This window comes from Paraburkholderia phosphatilytica (assembly GCF_003443895.1).
Classification (GTDB): Bacteria; Pseudomonadota; Gammaproteobacteria; order Burkholderiales; family Burkholderiaceae; genus Paraburkholderia; species Paraburkholderia phosphatilytica.
The window spans coordinates 43291-64250 of sequence record NZ_QQOA01000040.1 but is presented as its reverse complement, the minus strand read 5'-3'; the positions used below and the strand labels follow the sequence as shown (position 1 = coordinate 64250).

35 protein-coding genes are annotated in these 20960 nt (G+C 60.8%); 33 read left to right on the top strand and 2 right to left on the bottom strand.

All coding sequences use genetic code 11. The features are described 5' to 3' along the window. From DVS29_RS29945 to dsbD, 32 genes are all read left to right on the top strand, one after another. A partial coding sequence (locus tag DVS29_RS29945) for an EF-Tu C-terminal domain-related protein (protein WP_240655844.1) occupies positions 1 to 724 on the top strand: 724 nt, incomplete at its 5' end. Between the two features lie 124 nt (positions 725 to 848). Continuing rightward, complete coding sequence (gene rpsJ, locus DVS29_RS29940; RefSeq protein ID WP_111487235.1) at positions 849 to 1160, top strand: 30S ribosomal protein S10; 312 nt, start codon at positions 849 to 851, stop codon at positions 1158 to 1160. Positions 1161 to 1382: 222 nt separating this feature from the next. Further along, positions 1383 to 2042: a 50S ribosomal protein L3 gene (gene rplC, locus DVS29_RS29935; protein WP_118184154.1), complete on the top strand. Its 660-nt coding sequence runs from the start codon at positions 1383 to 1385 to the stop codon at positions 2040 to 2042. Next, positions 2042 to 2662, top strand: coding sequence for a 50S ribosomal protein L4 (gene rplD, locus DVS29_RS29930; protein ID WP_118184147.1), 621 nt, complete (start codon positions 2042 to 2044; stop codon positions 2660 to 2662). Before rplC ends, rplD begins: the two co-directional genes overlap by 1 nt. Then, on the top strand, positions 2659 to 2973 hold the full coding sequence (gene rplW, locus DVS29_RS29925) for a 50S ribosomal protein L23 (RefSeq protein WP_118184146.1): 315 nt from the start codon (positions 2659 to 2661) through the stop codon (positions 2971 to 2973). Before rplD ends, rplW begins: the two co-directional genes overlap by 4 nt. A 2-nt stretch (positions 2974 to 2975) precedes the next feature. Further along, on the top strand, positions 2976 to 3803 hold the full coding sequence (rplB, locus tag DVS29_RS29920) for a 50S ribosomal protein L2 (RefSeq protein WP_118184145.1): 828 nt from the start codon (positions 2976 to 2978) through the stop codon (positions 3801 to 3803). 10 nt (positions 3804 to 3813) lie between these two features. After that, a complete protein-coding gene (gene rpsS, locus DVS29_RS29915) occupies positions 3814 to 4089 on the top strand; it encodes a 30S ribosomal protein S19 (protein ID WP_118184144.1) in 276 nt (91 codons plus the stop codon). Between the two features lie 12 nt (positions 4090 to 4101). Then, the gene (rplV, locus tag DVS29_RS29910) at positions 4102 to 4431 is read left to right on the top strand and encodes a 50S ribosomal protein L22 (RefSeq protein WP_011490054.1); all 330 of its coding nucleotides are present in this window, start codon (positions 4102 to 4104) and stop codon (positions 4429 to 4431) included. A gap of 11 nt (positions 4432 to 4442) precedes the next feature. Beyond that, the gene (gene rpsC / locus DVS29_RS29905; protein ID WP_118184143.1) at positions 4443 to 5246 is read left to right on the top strand and encodes a 30S ribosomal protein S3; all 804 of its coding nucleotides are present in this window, start codon (positions 4443 to 4445) and stop codon (positions 5244 to 5246) included. 2 nt (positions 5247 to 5248) lie between these two features. Next, positions 5249 to 5665 (top strand): 50S ribosomal protein L16, encoded by a 417-nt coding sequence (gene rplP, locus DVS29_RS29900; protein ID WP_118184142.1) that lies wholly within the window; start codon positions 5249 to 5251, stop codon positions 5663 to 5665. Between the two features lie 10 nt (positions 5666 to 5675). Beyond that, complete coding sequence (gene rpmC, locus DVS29_RS29895) at positions 5676 to 5870, top strand: 50S ribosomal protein L29 (protein ID WP_075159014.1); 195 nt, start codon at positions 5676 to 5678, stop codon at positions 5868 to 5870. Beyond that, a complete protein-coding gene (gene rpsQ / locus DVS29_RS29890) occupies positions 5867 to 6139 on the top strand; it encodes a 30S ribosomal protein S17 (protein ID WP_118184141.1) in 273 nt (90 codons plus the stop codon). The genes rpmC and rpsQ overlap by 4 nt, the downstream gene beginning before the upstream one ends. A gap of 299 nt (positions 6140 to 6438) precedes the next feature. Next, positions 6439 to 6807, top strand: a complete 369-nt coding sequence (rplN, locus tag DVS29_RS29885; protein ID WP_012402188.1) for a 50S ribosomal protein L14 — start codon at positions 6439 to 6441, stop codon at positions 6805 to 6807. Between the two features lie 9 nt (positions 6808 to 6816). Beyond that, complete coding sequence (gene rplX, locus DVS29_RS29880; protein ID WP_118184140.1) at positions 6817 to 7125, top strand: 50S ribosomal protein L24; 309 nt, start codon at positions 6817 to 6819, stop codon at positions 7123 to 7125. Between the two features lie 16 nt (positions 7126 to 7141). Beyond that, positions 7142 to 7681: a 50S ribosomal protein L5 gene (gene rplE / locus DVS29_RS29875; RefSeq protein WP_006052214.1), complete on the top strand. Its 540-nt coding sequence runs from the start codon at positions 7142 to 7144 to the stop codon at positions 7679 to 7681. 7 nt (positions 7682 to 7688) lie between these two features. Continuing rightward, complete coding sequence (rpsN, locus tag DVS29_RS29870; RefSeq protein ID WP_118184139.1) at positions 7689 to 7994, top strand: 30S ribosomal protein S14; 306 nt, start codon at positions 7689 to 7691, stop codon at positions 7992 to 7994. Positions 7995 to 8008: 14 nt separating this feature from the next. Beyond that, on the top strand, positions 8009 to 8404 hold the full coding sequence (gene rpsH, locus DVS29_RS29865; RefSeq protein ID WP_118184138.1) for a 30S ribosomal protein S8: 396 nt from the start codon (positions 8009 to 8011) through the stop codon (positions 8402 to 8404). Between the two features lie 18 nt (positions 8405 to 8422). Further along, complete coding sequence (gene rplF, locus DVS29_RS29860) at positions 8423 to 8953, top strand: 50S ribosomal protein L6 (protein ID WP_118184137.1); 531 nt, start codon at positions 8423 to 8425, stop codon at positions 8951 to 8953. Positions 8954 to 8965: 12 nt separating this feature from the next. Continuing rightward, entirely contained in the window at positions 8966 to 9331 is a 366-nt protein-coding gene (gene rplR / locus DVS29_RS29855; protein WP_008923336.1) for a 50S ribosomal protein L18, read from the top strand. 15 nt (positions 9332 to 9346) lie between these two features. Further along, entirely contained in the window at positions 9347 to 9865 is a 519-nt protein-coding gene (gene rpsE, locus DVS29_RS29850) for a 30S ribosomal protein S5 (protein ID WP_118184136.1), read from the top strand. An 11-nt stretch (positions 9866 to 9876) separates the two neighbouring features. Beyond that, positions 9877 to 10059, top strand: a complete 183-nt coding sequence (rpmD, locus tag DVS29_RS29845; RefSeq protein ID WP_118184135.1) for a 50S ribosomal protein L30 — start codon at positions 9877 to 9879, stop codon at positions 10057 to 10059. Positions 10060 to 10089: 30 nt separating this feature from the next. Continuing rightward, positions 10090 to 10524, top strand: a complete 435-nt coding sequence (gene rplO, locus DVS29_RS29840; protein WP_118184134.1) for a 50S ribosomal protein L15 — start codon at positions 10090 to 10092, stop codon at positions 10522 to 10524. A 46-nt stretch (positions 10525 to 10570) separates the two neighbouring features. Next, complete coding sequence (gene secY, locus DVS29_RS29835; protein ID WP_118184133.1) at positions 10571 to 11920, top strand: preprotein translocase subunit SecY; 1350 nt, start codon at positions 10571 to 10573, stop codon at positions 11918 to 11920. 8 nt (positions 11921 to 11928) lie between these two features. Continuing rightward, positions 11929 to 12147, top strand: a complete 219-nt coding sequence (gene infA / locus DVS29_RS29830; RefSeq protein ID WP_004521905.1) for a translation initiation factor IF-1 — start codon at positions 11929 to 11931, stop codon at positions 12145 to 12147. 20 nt (positions 12148 to 12167) lie between these two features. Next, complete coding sequence (gene rpmJ, locus DVS29_RS29825; RefSeq protein ID WP_004199844.1) at positions 12168 to 12284, top strand: 50S ribosomal protein L36; 117 nt, start codon at positions 12168 to 12170, stop codon at positions 12282 to 12284. A 36-nt stretch (positions 12285 to 12320) separates the two neighbouring features. Beyond that, the gene (rpsM, locus tag DVS29_RS29820) at positions 12321 to 12686 is read left to right on the top strand and encodes a 30S ribosomal protein S13 (RefSeq protein ID WP_118184132.1); all 366 of its coding nucleotides are present in this window, start codon (positions 12321 to 12323) and stop codon (positions 12684 to 12686) included. A 28-nt stretch (positions 12687 to 12714) separates the two neighbouring features. Beyond that, on the top strand, positions 12715 to 13119 hold the full coding sequence (gene rpsK, locus DVS29_RS29815; RefSeq protein ID WP_017777173.1) for a 30S ribosomal protein S11: 405 nt from the start codon (positions 12715 to 12717) through the stop codon (positions 13117 to 13119). 145 nt (positions 13120 to 13264) lie between these two features. Further along, the gene (gene rpsD / locus DVS29_RS29810; protein ID WP_118184131.1) at positions 13265 to 13888 is read left to right on the top strand and encodes a 30S ribosomal protein S4; all 624 of its coding nucleotides are present in this window, start codon (positions 13265 to 13267) and stop codon (positions 13886 to 13888) included. Positions 13889 to 14013: 125 nt separating this feature from the next. After that, positions 14014 to 14991: a DNA-directed RNA polymerase subunit alpha gene (locus tag DVS29_RS29805; RefSeq protein WP_118184130.1), complete on the top strand. Its 978-nt coding sequence runs from the start codon at positions 14014 to 14016 to the stop codon at positions 14989 to 14991. 144 nt (positions 14992 to 15135) lie between these two features. Beyond that, positions 15136 to 15528: a 50S ribosomal protein L17 gene (gene rplQ / locus DVS29_RS29800; protein ID WP_118184129.1), complete on the top strand. Its 393-nt coding sequence runs from the start codon at positions 15136 to 15138 to the stop codon at positions 15526 to 15528. A 206-nt stretch (positions 15529 to 15734) separates the two neighbouring features. Continuing rightward, entirely contained in the window at positions 15735 to 16067 is a 333-nt protein-coding gene (gene cutA, locus DVS29_RS29795; protein WP_118184128.1) for a divalent-cation tolerance protein CutA, read from the top strand. Further along, a complete protein-coding gene (gene dsbD / locus DVS29_RS29790) occupies positions 16060 to 18000 on the top strand; it encodes a protein-disulfide reductase DsbD (protein WP_118184127.1) in 1941 nt (646 codons plus the stop codon). Before cutA ends, dsbD begins: the two co-directional genes overlap by 8 nt. A 56-nt stretch (positions 18001 to 18056) precedes the next feature. Here the strand turns inward: dsbD and hemB are convergent, their stop codons facing one another. Next, positions 18057 to 19055, bottom strand: a complete 999-nt coding sequence (gene hemB / locus DVS29_RS29785; protein ID WP_118184153.1) for a porphobilinogen synthase — start codon at positions 19053 to 19055, stop codon at positions 18057 to 18059. Between the two features lie 227 nt (positions 19056 to 19282). After that, positions 19283 to 19957, bottom strand: a complete 675-nt coding sequence (gene yihA / locus DVS29_RS29780; protein ID WP_118184126.1) for a ribosome biogenesis GTP-binding protein YihA/YsxC — start codon at positions 19955 to 19957, stop codon at positions 19283 to 19285. Between the two features lie 249 nt (positions 19958 to 20206). On the opposite strand from yihA, the gene DVS29_RS29775 reads away from it, so the two are divergent. Further along, a complete protein-coding gene (locus DVS29_RS29775) occupies positions 20207 to 20866 on the top strand; it encodes a c-type cytochrome (protein ID WP_118184125.1) in 660 nt (219 codons plus the stop codon). Positions 20867 to 20960: the final 94 nt, after the last annotated feature.

The following is a 20960-nucleotide window of genomic DNA, read 5'->3' as shown; positions in this document are numbered from 1 at the left end:
GCTGCTGTCGAAGTACGACTTCCCGGGCGACGACACGCCGATCGTGAAGGGTTCGGCGAAGCTGGCGCTGGAAGGCGACAAGGGCGAGCTGGGCGAAGTGGCGATCATGAACCTGGCCGACGCGCTGGACACGTACATCCCGACGCCGGAGCGCGCGATTGACGGTGCGTTCCTGATGCCGGTGGAAGACGTGTTCTCGATCTCGGGTCGCGGCACGGTGGTGACGGGTCGCGTGGAGCGCGGCGTCGTGAAGGTCGGCGAGGAAATCGAAATCATCGGCATCAAGCCGACGGTGAAGACGACCTGCACGGGCGTGGAAATGTTCCGCAAGCTGCTCGACCAGGGTCAGGCGGGCGACAACGTGGGTATCCTGCTGCGCGGCACGAAGCGTGAAGACGTGGAGCGTGGCCAGGTGCTGGCCAAGCCGGGTTCGATCACGCCGCACACGCACTTCACGGCTGAAGTGTACGTGCTGAGCAAGGACGAAGGCGGCCGTCATACGCCGTTCTTCAACAACTACCGTCCGCAGTTCTACTTCCGTACGACGGACGTGACGGGCTCGATCGAACTGCCGAAGGACAAGGAAATGGTGATGCCGGGCGACAACGTGTCGATCACGGTGAAGCTGATCGCCCCGATCGCCATGGAAGAAGGTCTGCGTTTCGCCATCCGTGAAGGCGGTCGTACCGTCGGCGCAGGTGTCGTCGCGAAGATTATCGAGTAAAATCGCTGGCTTGCTGTAAAACGTGGTGCCCGGGGTCGGGCGCCGGCCCTCCGCGGGTGCCCGACCCTACGCTCTTTTATTTTGCCGGCGGTGCAATACCGCCTCGCTCTTTTAAGGAATCGCTATGCCGAACCAAAAAATCCGTATTCGCCTGAAAGCTTTCGACTATCGTCTGATCGACCAGTCGGCCGCCGAGATCGTCGACACGGCGAAGCGGACGGGTGCAATCGTTCGTGGCCCGGTGCCGCTGCCGACGCGCATCCAGCGTTTCGACATCCTGCGCTCGCCGCACGTCAACAAGACGTCGCGCGACCAGCTCGAAATCCGTACCCACCTGCGCCTGATGGACATCGTCGACCCGACGGACAAGACCGTCGATGCGCTGATGAAGCTGGACCTGCCCGCAGGTGTGGACGTCGAAATCAAGCTCCAGTAAGGCTTGCCGTGGTGCCCGGCGATACCGGTGCCGCTAAGTCTTTGATTGCTTGCGGAAAACGAAAAGCCTCGCTATAATGCTAGGCTTTTCGCGCATTTGCGCAAAATGCTGGTGATTTTTCTGGCGTCAAATTCAAGGCCAAGCGGGCTTGAGCGGCGCCGAAAGCATCCGGCGACTTTGTAAATTAGCCCCGACCAATCGCAGTCGGGAATGGAGAAAACGATGAGCCTTGGACTCGTAGGTCGCAAGGTTGGCATGACCCGTATCTTCACGGCTGAAGGGGATTCGATTCCCGTCACCGTGCTGGACGTGTCCGACAACCGCGTGACGCAGATCAAGACTGTTGAATCCGACGGCTATACGGCCGTTCAGGTCGCTTTCGGTACGCGCCGTGCATCGCGCGTGACGAAGCCGCTGGCGGGTCACCTCGCCAAAGCCGGTGTTCAAGCCGGTGAAATCCTCAAGGAATTCCAGATTGATGCCGCGAAGGCTGCCGAGCTGTCGGCAGGCACCGTGGTTGACGTCAACCTCTTCGAAGTGGGCCAGAAAGTCGACGTGCAGGGCGTGTCGATCGGTAAGGGCTACGCCGGTACCATCAAGCGTTACAACTTCGCATCTGGCCGTGCATCGCACGGTAACTCGCGCTCGCACAACGTGCCGGGTTCGATCGGTATGGCGCAGGATCCGGGTCGCGTGTTCCCGGGTAAGCGCATGACCGGTCACATGGGTGACGAAAACGTGACGGTGCAAAACCTCGAAATCGCCCGTATCGACGCTGACCGCAAGCTGTTGCTGGTCAAGGGTGCAGTTCCCGGCGCGAAGGGTGGCAAGGTTTTCGTGACGCCGGCCGTGAAGGCGCGCGCCGTGAAAGGAGCGAAATAATGGAACTTAAGCTCCTGAATGCCAATGGTCAGGAAGGCGCGGCGGTCAACGCATCGGACGTCGTGTTCGGTCGTGACTACAACGAAGCCCTGATCCACCAGATCGTCGTGGCTTACCAGGCGAACGCACGTAGCGGTAACCGTGCGCAGAAGGATCGCGAGCAGGTCAAGCACACCACCAAGAAGCCGTGGCGCCAGAAGGGTACGGGCCGTGCTCGTGCCGGTATGTCGTCGAGCCCGCTGTGGCGTGGCGGTGGTCGCATCTTCCCGAATTCGCCGGAAGAAAACTTCTCGCACAAGGTCAACAAGAAGATGCATCGCGCAGGTCTCTGCTCGATCTTCTCGCAGCTGGCCCGCGAAGGCCGCATCTCGGTGGTCGACGAGCTGACGCTCGAAGCGCCGAAGACGAAGCTGCTGGCCGACAAGTTCAAGGCTATGGGTCTCGAGTCCGTGCTGATCATCACCGACACGGTCGACGAAAACCTGTACCTCGCGTCGCGCAACCTGGCCCACGTGGCGGTTGTCGAGCCGCGTTATGCCGACCCGCTCTCGCTGATCTACTTCAAGAAAGTACTGATCACGAAGGCTGCGGTCGCCCAGATCGAGGAGTTGCTGTCATGAGCGAGATTCGCAAGAACGATCATCGTTTGATGCAGGTCCTGCTCGCGCCGGTGGTCTCCGAAAAGGCGACCTTGGTAGCTGACAAGCACGAGCAGGTCGTGTTCGAAGTTGCGCCGGATGCCACGAAGCAGGAAGTCAAGGCTGCCGTCGAACTGCTGTTCAAGGTGGAAGTTGATTCCGTCAACGTGCTGGTCGCCAAGGGCAAGACCAAGCGCTTCGGCCGTTTCATGGGCAAGCGCAAGGACGTCAAGAAGGCGTACGTCTGCCTGAAGCCCGGCCAGGAAATCAACTTTGAAGCGGAGGCCAAGTAATCATGGCAATCGTGAAAGTTAAGCCGACTTCGCCGGGTCGCCGCGCGATGGTCAAGGTGGTCAACAAGGATCTGCATAAGGGCAAGCCGTACGCCCCGCTGCTCGATTCGCAAAGCAAGACCGCCGGTCGTAACAACAACGGCCACATCACCACGCGTCACCATGGTGGTGGTCACAAGCAGCAATACCGTATCGTCGATTTCCGTCGCACGAAAGATGGCATCCCGGCAAAGGTCGAACGTCTCGAGTACGACCCGAACCGTAGCGCGAACCTCGCGCTGGTGCTGTACGCAGACGGCGAGCGTCGTTACATCATCGCTCCGAAGGGCGTGACTGTGGGTCAGCAACTGATGTCGGGTTCGGAAGCTCCGATCCGCACAGGTAACACGCTGCCGATCCGCAACATCCCGGTCGGTACGACGATTCACTGCATCGAGATGCTGCCGGGCAAGGGCGCGCAAATGGCGCGTTCGGCTGGTACGTCCGCCATGCTGCTGGCTCGTGAAGGCACGTACGCGCAGGTTCGTCTGCGCTCCGGCGAAATCCGCCGCGTGCACATCGAATGCCGCGCAACGATCGGTGAAGTGGGCAACGAAGAGCATAGCCTCCGTCAGATCGGTAAGGCTGGCGCGAACCGCTGGCGCGGCATCCGCCCGACGGTGCGTGGCGTTGCAATGAACCCGGTCGATCACCCGCACGGTGGTGGTGAAGGCAAGACGGCAGCAGGTCGCGACCCGGTGAGCCCGTGGGGCACGCCGACGAAGGGCTATCGCACCCGTAGCAACAAGCGCACGACGAGCATGATCGTCCAGCGCCGTCACAAGCGTTAAGGAGCAGACAATGGCACGTTCTATCAAAAAAGGTCCGTTCTGCGACGCTCATTTGCTGAAGAAGGTTGAGGCGGCTGCAGCAACGCGCGACAAGAAGCCGATCAAGACCTGGTCGCGTCGCTCGACGATCCTGCCTGACTTCATCGGTCTGACGATCGCCGTTCATAACGGCCGTCAACACGTTCCGGTGTATGTCTCGGAAAACATGGTCGGCCACAAGCTTGGCGAGTTCGCACTGACCCGGACGTTCAAGGGTCACGCGGCCGACAAGAAGGCCAAGAAATAAGGGGCAATCAAGATGGAAGTGAAAGCAATTCATCGCGGTGCCCGCATCTCGGCGCAGAAAACGCGCCTTGTGGCTGACCAGATCCGCGGTTTGCCGGTCGACAAGGCGCTGAACGTTCTGACGTTCTCGCCGAAGAAAGCGGCTGGCATCGTGAAGAAGGTTGTGCTGTCGGCAATCGCGAATGCGGAGCACAACGAGGGCGCCGATATCGACGAGCTCAAGATTACGAGCATCTACATCGATAAGGCTGCGTCGCTCAAGCGGTTCACCGCGCGCGCTAAAGGCCGCGGCAACCGCATCGAGAAGCAATCCTGTCACATCACTGTGACGGTCGGGAATTAAGGAGCCATACGATGGGACAGAAAATTCATCCGACTGGCTTCCGTCTGGCCGTCAGCCGCAATTGGGCTTCGCGCTGGTACGCAAGCAACACCAATTTCGCGGCGATGTTGCAGGAAGACATCGGTGTTCGTGAGTACCTGAAGAAGAAGCTGAAGAACGCTTCGGTTGGCCGCGTGGTCATCGAGCGTCCGGCGAAGAACGCGCGCATCACGATTTACAGCTCGCGTCCTGGCGTCGTCATCGGCAAGAAGGGCGAAGACATCGAACTGCTCAAGACCGAGCTGCAGCGGCGTATGGGCGTGCCCGTGCACGTCAACATCGAAGAAATCCGCAAGCCGGAAACCGATGCGCAGCTGATCGCCGATTCGATCACGCAGCAGCTCGAGCGTCGGATCATGTTCCGTCGCGCGATGAAGCGTGCGATGCAGAACGCCATGCGTCTGGGTGCTCAAGGCATCAAGATCATGAGCGCTGGCCGTCTGAACGGTATCGAAATCGCCCGTACGGAGTGGTATCGCGAAGGTCGCGTGCCCCTTCACACGCTGCGTGCCGACATCGACTACGCAACGTCGGAAGCGAAGACGACGTACGGCATCATCGGCGTGAAAGTGTGGGTCTACAAGGGCGATACGCTCGGCCGCAACGACGCTCCGGTGGTGGAAGAAGTCGCCGAAGAGAAGCGCCCGCGCCGCAACGCGCGTCCGGGTGGTGATCGTCGTCCGCGCCGTGATGGCGAAGGCGCACCGGCAGGCGCACGTCGTGGCGCTCCGCGCCGTGGCGCAGGCGCCGGCGGTGACGGCAAGACTGGAGAATAACGATGCTGCAACCGAAACGCAGAAAGTATCGCAAAGAGCAGAAGGGCCGTAACACCGGCATCGCGACGCGCGGCAACGCGGTGTCGTTCGGTGAATACGGTCTGAAGGCCATCGGTCGCGGCCGTTTGACGGCGCGTCAAATTGAAGCGGCGCGTCGTGCCATGACGCGTCACATCAAGCGTGGTGGCCGCATCTGGATCCGTATCTTCCCGGACAAGCCGATCTCGCAAAAGCCGGCGGAAGTACGTATGGGTAACGGTAAAGGGAACCCTGAGTACTACGTCGCTGAGATTCAACCGGGCAAGATGCTGTACGAAATGGACGGCGTAACCGAAGAACTGGCGCGTGAAGCGTTTCGTCTGGCTGCAGCCAAGCTGCCGCTGAAGACGAGCTTCATCGTTCGCCAGCTCGGCGCCTAAGGAGCAAATGATGAAGGCTTCCGAACTTCACCAGAAAGACAAGGCCGCGCTCAACAAAGAGCTGTCGGACCTGCTGAAGGCGCAATTCGGCCTGCGTATGCAACTCGCGACCCAGCAGCTCACCAATACGAGCCAGCTGAAGAAGGTTCGTCGCGACATCGCACGCGTGCGGACCGTCCTGACTGAGAAGGCGAACCAGAAATGAACGATAGCGTGAAAACCTCGCTCAAGCGGACGCTGGTCGGCAAGGTCGTCAGCAACAAGATGGACAAGACGGTTACCGTGCTGGTCGAGCACCGCGTGAAGCATCCGATTTACGGCAAGTATGTTGTGCGTTCGAAGAAGTACCACGCGCACGACGAAGCGAACACGTACAACGAGGGGGACCTCGTCGAAATCCAGGAAACGCGTCCGATGTCGAAGACGAAGGCCTGGGCCGTGTCGCGCCTTGTCGAGGCTGCCCGCATCATCTAAGGTGGCGAAGCAGTAGAAGTAGTTGAAATCGCAGTAGATTTCGCTTGCGAGACCGGGATTATTTGATATAATCTCGGTCTTCCCTCGTTATGGGAGCCCCGTCGCGGGCGAAATTGGTGGGGGAAGCGGCGCAGACGCCAGTCTGTGCTGATAGATTCACCGGATTGCGATGGCGGGTTTCGTTTGCCGTCGCTGCTGTTCTGACCCAAACAGCTGAGCGTTGCAGCGTGGCTGACGGGACCAAGACTGACTGGGCGCACCATGGTGGTGCAACCGGATTAAGTTGGGAAAGATAAACCATGATCCAGACCGAAACTCGGCTTGAAGTGGCCGACAACACGGGTGCGCGTGAAGTCATGTGCATCAAGGTGCTCGGCGGCTCGAAGCGTCGTTATGCCAACATCGGCGACATCATCAAGGTGAGCGTCAAAGAGGCAACGCCGCGCGGGCGCGTAAAGAAAGGCGAAATCTATAACGCCGTGGTGGTTCGTACCGCCAAGGGCGTGCGCCGTCAGGACGGCTCGCTGATCAAGTTCGACGGCAACGCCGCTGTGCTTTTGAATACCAAGCTCGAGCCTATCGGCACCCGCATTTTCGGGCCGGTCACGCGTGAGTTGCGTAGCGAACGTTTCATGAAGATCGTTTCGCTCGCGCCGGAAGTGCTGTAAGGAGCCGAGATGAACAAGATTCGTAAGGGTGACGAGGTTGTCGTCATCACCGGCAAGGACAAGGGCAAGCGCGGTGTCGTGCTGGCTGTGGGCGAAGACCGCGTGACGGTCGAAGGCCTGAACATCGCCAAGAAGCACGTGAAACCGAACCCGATGAAGGGTACGACGGGCGGTGTCGAGGCGAAGGCTATGCCGCTGCACATCTCGAACGTCGCGCTGATCGACGCGAACGGCAAGCCGTCGCGTGTCGGCATCAAGGTCGAAGGAGACAAGAAGGTCCGTTTCCTGAAGACGACCGGTGCCGTCGTGGGCGCCTGACGCTGCGGAGTGAAAAATGGCACGTTTGCAAGAATTCTATAAAGAGAAGGTCGTTCCCGGCCTGATCGAGAAGTTCGGTTACAAGTCGGTCATGGAAGTGCCGCGCATCACCAAGATCACCCTGAACATGGGTCTTGGCGAAGCCGTCGCTGACAAGAAGATCATCGAGAACGCCGTTGGCGATCTGACGAAGATCGCGGGCCAGAAGCCGGTGATCACGAAAGCGCGCAAGGCAATCGCGGGCTTCAAGATCCGTCAGGGCTACCCGATCGGCGCAATGGTCACGCTGCGTGGTCAGGCAATGTACGAATTCCTGGACCGTTTCGTGACGGTCGCGCTCCCGCGTGTGCGCGACTTCCGTGGTGTGTCGGGTCGTGCGTTCGACGGTCGCGGCAACTACAACATCGGTGTGAAAGAGCAGATCATTTTCCCCGAAATCGACTACGACAAGATCGACGCGCTGCGTGGGCTGAACATCAGCATCACGACGACCGCGAAGACTGACGACGAAGCAAAGGCACTGCTCGCCAGCTTCAAGTTCCCGTTCAGAAACTGAGGTTACCGTGGCTAAACTGGCACTGATCGAACGTGAAAAGAAGCGCGCCCGCCTTGCGGCGAAGTTCGCACCGAAGCGCGCGGCGCTGAAGGCGGTCATCGACGACCAAAGCAAGTCGGACGAAGAGCGCTATGCAGCTCGTCTGGAACTGCAGCAACTGCCGCGCAATGCTAATCCGACCCGTAAGCGCAACCGTTGCGCGATCACCGGTCGTCCGCGCGGCACGTTCCGTAAATTCGGGCTGGCCCGTAACAAGATTCGCGAAATCGCGTTCCGCGGCGAGATCCCTGGCCTGACCAAGGCGAGCTGGTAATAGGAGAAACATAAATGAGCATGAGTGATCCTATCGCCGATATGCTGACTCGCATCCGCAATGCGCAGATGGTCGAGAAGGTTTCGGTGCAGATGCCCTCGTCGAAAGTCAAGATTGCGATTGCGCAGGTCCTGAAGGACGAAGGTTATATCGACGACTTCGCCGTGAAGACGGAAGGTGCGAAGTCGGAATTGAACATCGCGTTGAAGTACTACGCGGGTCGTCCGGTCATCGAGCGCCTCGAGCGCGTGTCGAAGCCGGGTCTGCGCGTGTACCGTGGCCGTAACGAAATCCCGCAGGTCATGAATGGCCTGGGCGTGGCAATCGTTTCGACGCCGAAGGGCGTGATGACCGATCGCAAGGCGCGCGCCACTGGCGTGGGCGGCGAAGTCATCTGCTACGTCGCTTAAGCCGAAGGGAGAAGAAACATGTCTCGAGTAGGTAAGAGCCCGATTGTGCTGCAAGGCGCGGAAGTGGCGCTGAGCGGCGAGCTGATTACGGTCAAGGGACCGTTGGGCACGATTTCGCAGGCAGCGAACCGCCTCGTGAAGGTGGTGAACGACAACGGCACCGTGAAGTTCGAGCCGGTCGACGAAAGCCGCGAAGCGAATGCGATGTCGGGCACGATGCGCGCGATCGTTGCGAACATGGTGCACGGCGTGACGAAGGGTTTCGAGCGCAAGCTGACGCTGGTTGGCGTTGGTTATCGTGCTCAGGCGCAAGGCGACAAGCTGAACCTGTCGCTGGGTTTCTCGCACCCGGTGGTGCACCAGATGCCCGAAGGCATCAAGGCTGAAACCCCGTCGCAAACGGAAATCGTGATCAAGGGGATCGACAAGCAGCAAGTTGGCCAGGTTGCCGCGGAAGTTCGCGGGTACCGTCCGCCGGAGCCCTACAAGGGCAAGGGTGTGCGCTACGCCGACGAGGTTGTGATCCTCAAAGAAACGAAGAAGAAGTAAGGGTGCGCAATCATGGATAAGACTCAATCTCGCCTGCGCCGCGCTCGTCAGACGCGTATCAAGATCGCTGAACTACAGGTCGCACGTCTGGCCGTGCATCGCACGAACACGCACATTTATGCGCAAGTGTTCTCGCCGTGCGGCACCAAGGTGCTGGCCAGCGCGTCGACGCTCGAAGCCGAAGTGCGTGCGCAACTCGCCGACCAGTCGGGCAAGGGTGGCAACGTCGCCGCTGCCACGCTGATCGGCAAGCGTATCGCTGAAAAGGCCAAGGCTGCCGGCATCGAATCCGTCGCCTTCGACCGCTCGGGTTTCCGCTACCACGGCCGCGTGAAAGCGCTGGCTGATGCGGCGCGCGAAGCCGGGCTCAAGTTCTAAGGGAAGGAATTCGTCATGGCAAAGATGCAAGCGAAAGTTCAGGCTGACGAACGCGACGACGGCCTTCGTGAAAAGATGATCTCGGTCAATCGCGTGACCAAGGTCGTGAAGGGTGGCCGTATTCTCGGCTTCGCCGCACTGACCGTGGTTGGCGATGGTGATGGCCGCGTCGGTATGGGCAAGGGCAAGGCAAAGGAAGTGCCGGTTGCCGTCCAGAAGGCGATGGAGCAGGCTCGTCGCAACATGTTCAAGGTGCCGCTGAAGAACGGCACGCTTCAACATGAAGTGCACGGCAAGCATGGCGCGTCAAAGGTCCTCCTCGCCCCGGCGAAGGGTGGTACTGGCGTGATCGCCGGCGGCCCGATGCGCGCTGTGTTCGACGTGATGGGCGTGCAGAACGTCGTCGCGAAGAGCCACGGTTCGACGAACCCGTACAACCTCGTTCGTGCGACGCTCGACGGTCTGCGCAAGCAATCGACCGCGGCTGACATCGCGGCGAAGCGCGGCAAGTCCGTCGAAGATATTCTCGGCTAAAGGTGGGCACCATGTCGGAAAAAACTGTCAAGGTTCAGCTCGTCAAGAGCCTGATTGGGACCCGCGACTCGCACCGCGCTACCGTGCGCGGTCTGGGCCTGCGCCGACTCAACTCGGTCAGCGAGTTGCAGGACACGCCGGCTGTGCGAGGCATGATCAACAAGGTCTCGTACCTCGTTAAGGTCATCGGCTAAGCGGCTGATCAGAGACTCCAGGAGTTGATAATGGAATTGAATAACCTGAAGCCGGCTGCAGGCTCGAAGCACGCAAAGCGTCGCGTCGGTCGCGGTATCGGCTCCGGCCTCGGCAAAACCGCTGGCCGCGGTCACAAGGGTCAGAAATCGCGTTCGGGCGGCTTCCACAAGGTCGGCTTCGAAGGCGGTCAGATGCCGCTGCAACGTCGTCTGCCGAAGCGTGGCTTCACGTCGCTGACGAAGGAATTCGTTGGTGAAGTGCGTCTGGGCGACCTCGAGAAGCTGCCGGTCGACGAGATCGATCTGCTCGCACTGAAGCAAGCCGGCCTCGTCGGCGAGCTGACGAAGAGCGCGAAGATCATCGCGACGGGCGAGCTGAAGCGCAAGATCGTTGTGAAGGGTCTGGGTGCGACGAAGAGCGCGCGTGCTGCGATCGAAGCAGCGGGCGGCTCGTTTGCCGAGTAACGCGCAGGTCGATTGCCGTCACTAGCATTTGCATCGGAGAAGGTACTTGGCTAACAGCCCGAGTCTCGCAAAACCCGGTCGAAGCGCGGCGAAATTCGGCGATCTGCGCCGGCGCGCAGTGTTCCTGCTGCTGGCGCTGATCGTCTACCGGATCGGCGCGCACATTCCGGTGCCGGGCATCGACCCGGACCAGCTGGCGAAACTGTTCCAGAGCCAGTCGGGCGGCATCCTTGGCATGTTCAACATGTTCTCGGGTGGCGCACTGTCGCGGTTCACGATTTTCGCGCTGGGGATCATGCCGTACATCTCGGCGTCGATCATCATGCAGCTGCTGGCGATCGTGTCGCCGCAGATGGAAGCGCTGAAGAAGGAAGGGCAGGCGGGCCAACGGAAGATCACGCAGTACACGCGAATCTTCACGGTGGTACTGGCTACGTTTCAGGCGTTCGGTATCGCGGTTGCGCTGGAAAACCAGCCGGCCCTGGTGCTGGATCCGGGAATGGTGTTTCGCCTGACGACGGTCGTGACGCTGGTGACCGGCACGATGTTCCTGATGTGGCTTGGTGAGCAGATCACGGAGCGCGGGCTTGGCAACGGTATCTCGATCATCATCTTCGGTGGCATCGCGGCGGGTTTCCCGAACGCGGTGGGTGGTCTTTTCGAACTGGTTCGCACCGGCTCGATGTCGATCATCTCGGCGATCATCATCGTCGCGCTGATCGGAGCGGTGACGTATCTGGTCGTGTTCATCGAACGCGGTCAGCGCAAGATCCTCGTGAACTATGCGAAGCGTCAGGTCGGCAACAAGATTTACGGTGGCCAGTCGTCGCATCTGCCGCTGAAGCTGAACATGTCGGGCGTGATTCCGCCGATCTTCGCATCGTCGATCATCCTGTTCCCGGCAACGATTCTGGGCTGGTTCAGCTCCGGGTCGCGGAATGGCTGGTTCTCGAACACGCTGCATAACGTGGCCGATGCCCTGAAGCCCGGTCAGCCCGTGTACGTGTTGCTGTACGCGTTGGCGATCGTTTTCTTCTGCTTTTTCTACACCGCATTGGTGTTCAACAGCAGGGAAACGGCTGACAACCTGAAGAAGAGTGGCGCGTTCGTTCCTGGCATCCGCCCGGGCGACCAGACCGCGCGATATATCGACCGCATCCTCACGCGTCTGACGCTGGCCGGTGCGATCTATATCGTGTTCGTCTGTCTGCTGCCGGAATTTCTGGTGCTGCGCTGGAATGTGCCGTTTTATTTTGGTGGAACGTCGCTGCTGATCATTGTCGTGGTCACGATGGACTTCATGGCGCAGGTGCAGTCGTACGTTATGTCGCAACAGTATGAATCGCTGCTGAAGAAAGCCAATTTCAAGGGCGGCAGCGGCGTTCCAATGCGTTGAAAGGACTTATGGCCAAAGACGATGTAATCCAGATGCAGGGCGAGGTCATCGAAAACCTGCCCAACGCTACCTTCCGGGTGAAGCTGGAAAACGGCCATGTCGTATTGGGACATATTTCCGGAAAGATGCGGATGCACTACATCCGCATCCTGCCGGGCGACAAGGTGACGGTTGAGTTGACGCCCTACGATCTGTCGCGTGCGCGGATCGTGTTCCGGGCGAAGTGATTTGAAAAAAGGGTAATATCATGAAAGTGATGGCATCGGTGAAGCGCATTTGCCGCAATTGCAAGATCATCAAGCGCAAGGGCGTGGTGCGCGTGATTTGCAGTTCTGATCCGCGCCACAAACAGCGTCAAGGCTAAGGCCGCGCTTTTGTGCTTTTTGTCTGAGGAAAAACAATGGCTCGTATCGCAGGGGTTAACATCCCGAACCATCAGCACGCCGAAATCGGCCTGACGGCTATTTACGGTGTCGGTCGCACGCGTTCGCGCAACATCTGCGTTGCCGCCGGTGTTCCGTTCAACAAGAAGGTCAAAGACCTGAACGACGCAGACCTCGAAAAGCTGCGTGAAGAAGTCGGCAAGTTCATCGTCGAAGGCGATCTGCGCCGTGAAGTCACGATGAACATCAAGCGCCTGATGGACCTCGGTTGCTACCGTGGCGTGCGCCATCGCAAGGGCCTGCCCCTGCGTGGCCAGCGTACGCGTACGAATGCCCGTACGCGCAAGGGTCCGCGCCGCGCAGCGCAGTCGCTGAAGAAGTAAGCGGAACTGACAGTTACAGGAAAACGTAATGGCTAAGGCTTCGAACAACACCGCGGCGCAACGCGTTCGCAAGAAGGTTAAGAAGAACGTCGCCGAGGGCGTGGTTCACGTTCACGCGTCGTTCAACAACACCATCATCACGATCACCGATCGTCAAGGCAATGCGCTCGCATGGGCGACGTCGGGCGGTCAGGGCTTCAAGGGCTCGCGTAAGTCGACGCCGTTTGCAGCCCAGGTGGCAGCCGAATCGGCTGGCCGCGTGGCGATGGAATACGGCGTGAAGAACCTCGAAGTGCGAATCAAGGGCCCTGGCCCGGGTCGTGAGTCGGCAGTGCGCGCGCTGCATGGTCTTGGCATCAAGATCACCGCGATCTCCGACGTGACGCCGGTTCCGCACAACGGTTGCCGTCCGCCGAAGCGTCGCCGTATCTAAGACGCTTGTTTGCTCGCGCTCGTTGCCGCCTGAGGCGTCAACGGGCTGCTTGCGCTTTTGATTTTTCTAAGCCCACCGTTCGGCCCAAAGGGTACGGACTAGCGTGAATGCGAATTCACGTGATCAATCATAGAAGGAACGCAAAGTGGCACGCTATATCGGCCCGAAGGCCAAGCTGTCTCGCCGTGAAGGCACCGATCTCTTCCTGAAGAGCGCCCGTCGCTCGCTCGCTGACAAGTGCAAGCTCGATAGCAAGCCTGGTCAGCACGGCCGCATCTCGGGCGCCCGCACGTCCGACTACGGCACGCAGCTGCGCGAAAAGCAGAAAGTGAAGCGTATCTATGGCGTCCTCGAGCGCCAGTTCCGTCGTTACTTTGCGGAAGCTGACCGCCGCAAGGGCAACACGGGCGAAACGCTGCTGCAACTGCTCGAATCGCGCCTCGACAACGTGGTCTATCGCATGGGCTTCGGCTCGACGCGCGCCGAAGCGCGTCAGCTCGTGAGCCACAAGGCGATCACGGTGAACGGCGTCGTGTCGAACATTCCGTCGATGCAAATCAAGTCTGGCGACGTGATCGCTGTCCGTGAACAGGCGAAGAAGCAGGCGCGTATTCTCGAAGCGCTGTCGCTCGCCGAGCAAGGCGGTCTGGCGAGCTGGGTCGCCGTCGACTCGAAGAAGTTCGAAGGCACGTTCAAGCAGGTGCCGGAGCGCAGCGATATCGCTGGCGATATCAACGAAAGCCTGATCGTCGAATTGTATTCGCGTTAATCGGATTGACGGCCGGGGTACCCCGATTGCGTTGTGCAAGGGGATGCCTCGGCTGTTTATTTTCAGGTTGTTACCGGTCAGCCTTATCGGTGTAACGAGCCGAGGGTATTGAAAAGGAAAAACCTATGCAAACCAGTTTGTTGAAACCCAAGATCATCGCTGTGGAATCGCTTGGCGAGAGCCACGCGAAAGTGGTCATGGAGCCGTTTGAACGCGGTTATGGCCACACCTTGGGTAACGCGCTTCGGCGCGTTCTGCTGTCGTCGATGGTGGGCTACGCGCCGACCGAAGTGACGATCGCAGGCGTCGTGCATGAGTACTCGACGCTGGATGGTGTGCAAGAGGACGTGGTCAACCTGCTGTTGAACCTGAAGGGCGTGGTGTTCAAGCTGCATAACCGTGATGAAGTGACGGTTACGCTGCGCAAGGAAGGCGAAGGCGTCGTGACGGCCGGCGATATCGAGCTCGCGCACGACTGCGAGGTGATCAACCCGGATCACGTGGTTGCGCACCTTTCGAAGGGCGGCAAGCTCGACGTTCAGATCAAGGTCGAGAAGGGCCGCGGCTATGTGCCGGGCAACGTGCGTCGTTTCGGCGACGAGTCGGCCAAGATCATCGGCCGCATCGTGCTGGACGCGTCGTTCTCGCCGGTTCGCCGCGTGAGCTATGCAGTGGAAAGCGCGCGTGTCGAACAGCGTACGGACCTCGACAAGCTCGTGATGAACATCGAAACCAACGGCGTGATCTCGCCGGAAGAAGCGATCCGCCAGTCGGCTCGCATTCTGGTCGATCAGCTGTCGGTGTTCGCTGCGCTGGAAGGCACGGAAGCCGCTGCTGAAGCACCGTCGCGCGCGCCGCAGATCGATCCGATCCTGCTGCGTCCGGTCGATGATCTCGAACTCACGGTTCGCTCGGCGAACTGCCTGAAGGCCGAGAACATCTACTACATCGGCGATCTGATCCAGCGTACGGAAAACGAACTGCTGAAGACGCCGAACCTTGGTCGCAAGTCGTTGAACGAGATCAAGGAAGTGCTCGCTTCGCGAGGTCTCACGCTCGGCATGAAGCTCGAAAACTGGCCGCCGGCTGGTCTCGACAAGTAAGCAGTACGCTGTACCGCAACTGGCAAAGACGCGGATTTTCCTTTAAAATCCGCGTCTTGTCTTTTTCTCGACCGGCCCGTGCCTCCGGCAGCATCGGAGAGCGATAGAAGAGCTGGATCAAAACTCTGAATCAAGGAAACTGAAATGCGTCACCGTCATGGTCTGCGGAAACTGAACCGCACGAGCAGCCACCGTCTGGCTATGCTCCGTAACATGTCCAACTCGCTGATCGAGCACGAAGCCATCAAGACCACGCTGCCGAAAGCGAAGGAACTCCGTAAAGTCGTCGAGCCGCTGATCACGCTCGGCAAGAAGCCGTCGCTTGCGAACCGCCGTCTGGCGTTCAACCGTCTGCGCGATCGTGACTCGGTCACGAAGCTGTTCGACGTGCTCGGCCCGCGCTTCGCAAACCGTCCGGGCGGCTACCTGCGCATCCTGAAGTTCGGTTTCCGCGTCGGCGACAACGCGCCGATGGCACTGGTCGAACTGCTCGATCGTCCGGAAATCACGGAAGAGAACGTCCAGGAAGCCGAATAAGCTTCAACGGATGAACGGAAAAGCCAGGCCTCGACGCCTGGCTTTTTTGTTTCTGGCTGGCGGAAGATCGTCAGCAAATGGGCATGCGCAGGCAACTGGCGCGCAGCCGAACTCACGCCCCACTTCGAGCGGCACTTGCGGTGCCGGTGATACGATAACGTCAATCGATCCACCAACGCACAACCCAGGCCAGCAGGGCTATCGCCGTGACCCGCTCCGTGACCCTCATCCTGACGACCGTTCCCGACGCGGACACGGCGCAGAAGCTCGCGTCCGCGGTGCTCGATGCCAGGCTGGCCGCTTGCGTGACGGAGCTCGGCACCGTTCGATCGACTTATCACTGGCAGGGCAAACGCGAGACCTCGAACGAGGTCCAGATGCTCTTCAAGACGAGCACGGCACGCTCGCTCGAGCTTGAGAGCTTCATCGCCGCGCATCACCCCTATGATGTGCCCGAACTGCTTTCGTGGCAAACCGCTGCATCCGAGGCCTACGGTCAGTGGGTCGCGGCTGAAACACACCGTACCGTTCATGTATAACCGCTCCGAATGGCGCGCGCCGCACCTGCTGCGCGCCACCTTGACGCTCATGTTGGGCCTGCTGGTCGCGTTCAGCACGGTCATTTTCACGGTCCAGCCGGCACACGCCGATGACGACTTTCTGGATCCTGCCGTCGCGTTCAAATTCAGCGCGACCGAACAGCCCGGCGAGATCGACATTCACTACAAGGTCGCGGACGGTTACTACATGTACCGCGAGCGCTTCGCCTTCGCGACGCGCAATGGAACGGCAACGCTCGGCACACCTCAATTTCCGCCGGGGCACATCAAGTTCGATCAGACGTTCCAGAAGAACGTCGAGACCTTCCGCAATGATCTGACGATCCGTATTCCCGTTCAGAAGGCGTCCGGCCCGTTCGACATCGCTGTGACGTCGCAGGGGTGCGCGGACGCGGGCATCTGCTATCCGCCGATGGAGCGTGTCTACCACGTCAGCGGCGCGGCGCTGCAGCCGGCTGGCGCTTCGCCCGCGGGCAATACAAACGCAGGCGCGGCCGGGGCGTCGCAATCGACGTCGTTCGAAAACCTGCCCTGGTACGAGCGCGCCACCAACGCCGACTACGCCCAGTCGCTGCTGCAAGGCGGCGGTTTTTTCGCGATCGTCGGTCTGTACTTCGTCGCCGGCATGGTGCTGAGCCTGTTGCCATGCTCGTATCCGATGATCCCGATCCTGTCCGCCATCATCATCGGCGAAGGCGCGCGCGTCACGCGGGCGCGTGGGTTCGGTCTGTCGGTTTCGTATGTGCTGGGAATGGCGCTCGTGTACACGGTGCTCGGGATCGCGGCCGCGCTGATCGGCCAGAGTCTCGGCGCGTGGCTGCAGAATCCGTGGGTGCTCGGTGTATTTGCCGTGCTGCTGACGGCGCTCGCGCTGACCTTGATCGCCGGTCGCGATCTCGCGTTGCCGCAGGCGTGGCAGGATCGCATGTCGCGCGCGTCGAGCAACCGTCCAGGCGGAAAGTTCGCTGCCGTCGCGCTGATGGGCGCGCTGTCGTCGCTGGTGGTCGGCGCGTGCATGACGGCACCGCTGTTTGCCGTCCTCGCGTTCATCGCGCACACCGGCAACGCACTGCTCGGCGGGGCTGCGCTGTTTTCGATGGGTGTTGGGCTTGGCGTGCCGCTGCTCGTGATCGGCATCGGTGCGGGCACGCTGCTGCCGCGCGCCGGCGCGTGGATGGACAGCGTGAAGGTGTTCTTCGGCGTCGTGCTGCTGGCCGCTGCGTTGTGGATCGTATGGCCGGTTCTCGGCGGCGACGCGCAGATGCTGCTCGCGGCAATCTGGCTGCTGATCGCGGCCGCAGAACTCGGGCTGTTTTCGGCGCGTGCGGGCGCTGTGTCCATCTGGCAGCGCCTGGGCCGCAACGTCGGCGTGGTGTTCGCGCTGTGGGCGGCAACGTTAATTGTGGGTCTTGCCGCAGGCTCGACCGATCCGCTGCACCCGCTGCGGGTGCTGGCATCCCGCGGCGAAGTCAGCACAGCGAACGGCGGGGCACCGCAGGCATCGGCGTTCTCGGGACAAACGGAGCAAGGCCACGACCAGGCAAACGTCGACCTGACGTTCGCCCCGGTGCGCTCTTCAGCCCAACTGGACGAGGCGGTGAAAACCGCAGCGCAGCCCGCGATGCTCGATTTCTATGCGGACTGGTGCGTGAGCTGCAAGGAAATGGAGAAGCTCACCTTCACGGATCCGCGCGTCCATGCGCGGCTGCAGCAGCTGAATCTGCTGCGCGCGGACGTGACCGCCAACAACTCCGACGACCAGGCGTTGCTCAAGCGCTTCGATCTGTTCGGACCGCCCGGCATCATCTTCTTCGATCAGAGCGGCAAGGAAGTGCTGCGCGTGGTCGGCTACGAATCGGCCGACACGTTCCTGCATTCACTCGATCGGGCGGTGGCGGCGAAGTCGTCGTAATCCGACTGACCGCGCCAACAGTCCGCAAACGCAAACACCGCCGCCCGGATCAGAGCCTACTTCTGCGCGCGCAGAAGCCGCGCGGCATCCAGCGCGAAATACGTCAGTACGCCATCGGCGCCCGCACGCTTGAACGCGAGCAGCGACTCCATCATCACCTTGTCGTGATCGAGCCAGCCGTTCTGCGCGGCGGCCTTCAGCATCGCGTATTCGCCGCTCACCTGGTAGACATAGGTCGGGAAACGGAACTCATCCTTCACGCGGCGCACGATGTCGAGATACGGCATGCCCGGCTTGACCATCACCATGTCCGCGCCTTCGTCGATGTCCGCGCGTACCTCGCGCAGCGCCTCGTCGCTGTTCGACGGGTCCATCTGGTAGGTCATCTTGTTGCTCTTGCCGAGGTTCGACGCCGAGCCGACCGCATCGCGGAACGGGCCGTAGAACGCCGATGCGTACTTCGCCGCGTACGCCATGATCCGCGTGTGGATGTGGTTCTCGCTCTCGAGCATCTCGCGGATCGCGCCGATGCGGCCGTCCATCATGTCCGACGGCGCGACGATATCGACGCCCGCTTCCGCCTGCACGCGGGCCTGACCGAGCAGGATCTCGACGGTTTCGTCGTTCATCACATAACCGTTTTCATCGAGCATGCCGTCCTGGCCGTGGCTCGTGTACGGGTCGAGCGCGACGTCGGTCAGCACGCCCAGCTCCGGAAAGTGCTTCTTCAGCTCGCGCACCGCGCGCGGGATCAGACCGGCCTCGTTGGTCGCCTCGATGCCATCGGGCGTTTTCAGCGACGGCTCGATCGCCGGAAACAGCGACAGCACGGGCACGCCGAGCTGCGTGCACTGTTCGGCGACGCCGAGCAGCAGATCGACCGACACACGCTCGACGCCCGGCATCGACGGCACGGCCTGCCGTACGTTGCTGCCTTCGACGACGAAGACCGGATAGATCAGGTCATTGGTGGTGAGGAGGTTCTCGCGCATCAGCCGGCGGGAGAAGTCGTCGCGGCGCATGCGGCGCGGACGGTAGTGCGGGTAGAAGCTCATGGTGAACACCGTGGGGATTGACAAATGGCGCTTGTCTCCGCCCTTCAGAAACTTTTCGAGACAATGGTATATGATACCGATCGAGCGAGGCGTCCGCGCTGAGCTCCCCGCTTCTCCTCCCTGAGCGGGTGCCTGTCGTTATTCGATTAGGCTGTTTGACCCGCCGCCCAAAACCGGCGGGTTTTTTTATGTGCCGACGAAACGTGCAGCTCGCGCCGAACAGGCGATCAGTTTTCGGGCGAAGCGGAGGGCTCTGACGCATCCGCCGGGGCCGCATCAGCCGGCATTACCCAGCTTTCGATCAGCTCGTGCGCTTCTTCGAGCCCGGTGCGCTTGAGCGCAGAGAAGAGCTGAGCGGTGAGTTCGCCGCGATAGCCGCGCTCACGGTATTCCTTGAAGGCCTTTTTGGTCTCGCGCAACGCGTTGGTGCTTTCCTGGCGCGTCAATTTGTCGCATTTGGTCAGGAGCGCATGGATCGGCTTACCCGTCGGCGCGAACCAGTCGATCATCCGGCAGTCGAGCTCGGTCAGCGGACGGCGCGAATCCATCATCAGAATCAGTCCGCACAGTTGCGCACGCGCCTGCAGATACGTGGACAGCAGCGCCTCCCAGTGCGCCTTCGACGCCTCCGGCACTTCCGCGTAACCATAGCCCGGCAGGTCGACGACGTGCGCGACGGGCTCGTCCGCGGGGCCGACCGAAAAGTAGTTGATGTGCTGCGTGCGCCCCGGCGTCTTGGACGCGAACGCGAGCCGCTTCTGGTTGCACAGCACGTTGATCGCGGTCGACTTCCCGGCGTTCGAGCGCCCCGCGAAAGCGACCTCAGGCTGGGCGGACGGCGGCAGATCGCGCAGATGATTGACCGTCGTGAAGAAGCGCGCTTGGTGGAGCAGGAAAGCCATGGCGGGGCGAAGAGAAAGGGGAAAAGGCGGGGAAACTCGAGGAGGCTACGCGCCGCTGCGTGCGGATAGTCGACCCCGGAGAACCGAGGCCGGCTGGGCTTGCCCGACTGGCGTCATCGCGATTAGCGCGTTATTGTACAATACGATGGTTTACTGAAAACCAGTGGAGCCAGCGCGCGTACTCCGTGGCAGATCGGTCGCCGTCGTTTTTGCAGAACCTATTCCCACAAGACGAAACAGGGTGTGCGAATGAATCGACTGTGCAAGTCCTTGATGGTCCTTGAAATAGCGGTAGCGGCAGGTCTTTCAGTAGTGGCAGCGCAGGCATCAGCAGCAGATCCGGCCAAGCCGGACGTCAACCGGGGGCAGGCAATTGCAACGCAGGTATGCGCGTCGTGTCACGGGGCAGATGGCAACAGTACCGGTGGTGCATACCCGAAGCTCGCAGGTCAACATCCCGAGTACCTCGTCAAAGAGCTGAAGGATTTCAAGCCGCAGCCCGGCGGTAAACCGCCCGCGCGCAACAATCCGATCATGGCCGGCATCGCAGGCGCGCTGTCCGATCAGGACATGGTCAACGTCGCAGCCTATTTCGCTGCGCAGGCGCCGAAACCTGGTTTCGCGCACAACAAGGCGACCGTGCCGCTCGGTCAACAGATTTACCGCGGTGGCATCGCCGACAAGGGCGTGCCGGCGTGCGCAGCTTGCCATGGCCCGACGGGGCAGGGCATTCCGTCGCAGTATCCGCGTCTGTCGGGCCAGTGGTCCGATTACGTCGTTGCGCAGTTGACGGCGTTCCAGCAGGGGCCCGGCGCGCGCAACAACAACGATGCGATGCACGCCATCGCATCGAAGCTGACCGACAGCGAGATGAAGGCTGTCGCCGATTACGTCGCGGGTCTGCACTAGCGGCCGCGTATGACAGCCGGTTACCGAAGCCGGCGAGAAAACAAGAAAAGGGTGGGGGCGTCGTCGACGGACGATCGCCCTTCACCCTTTTTTG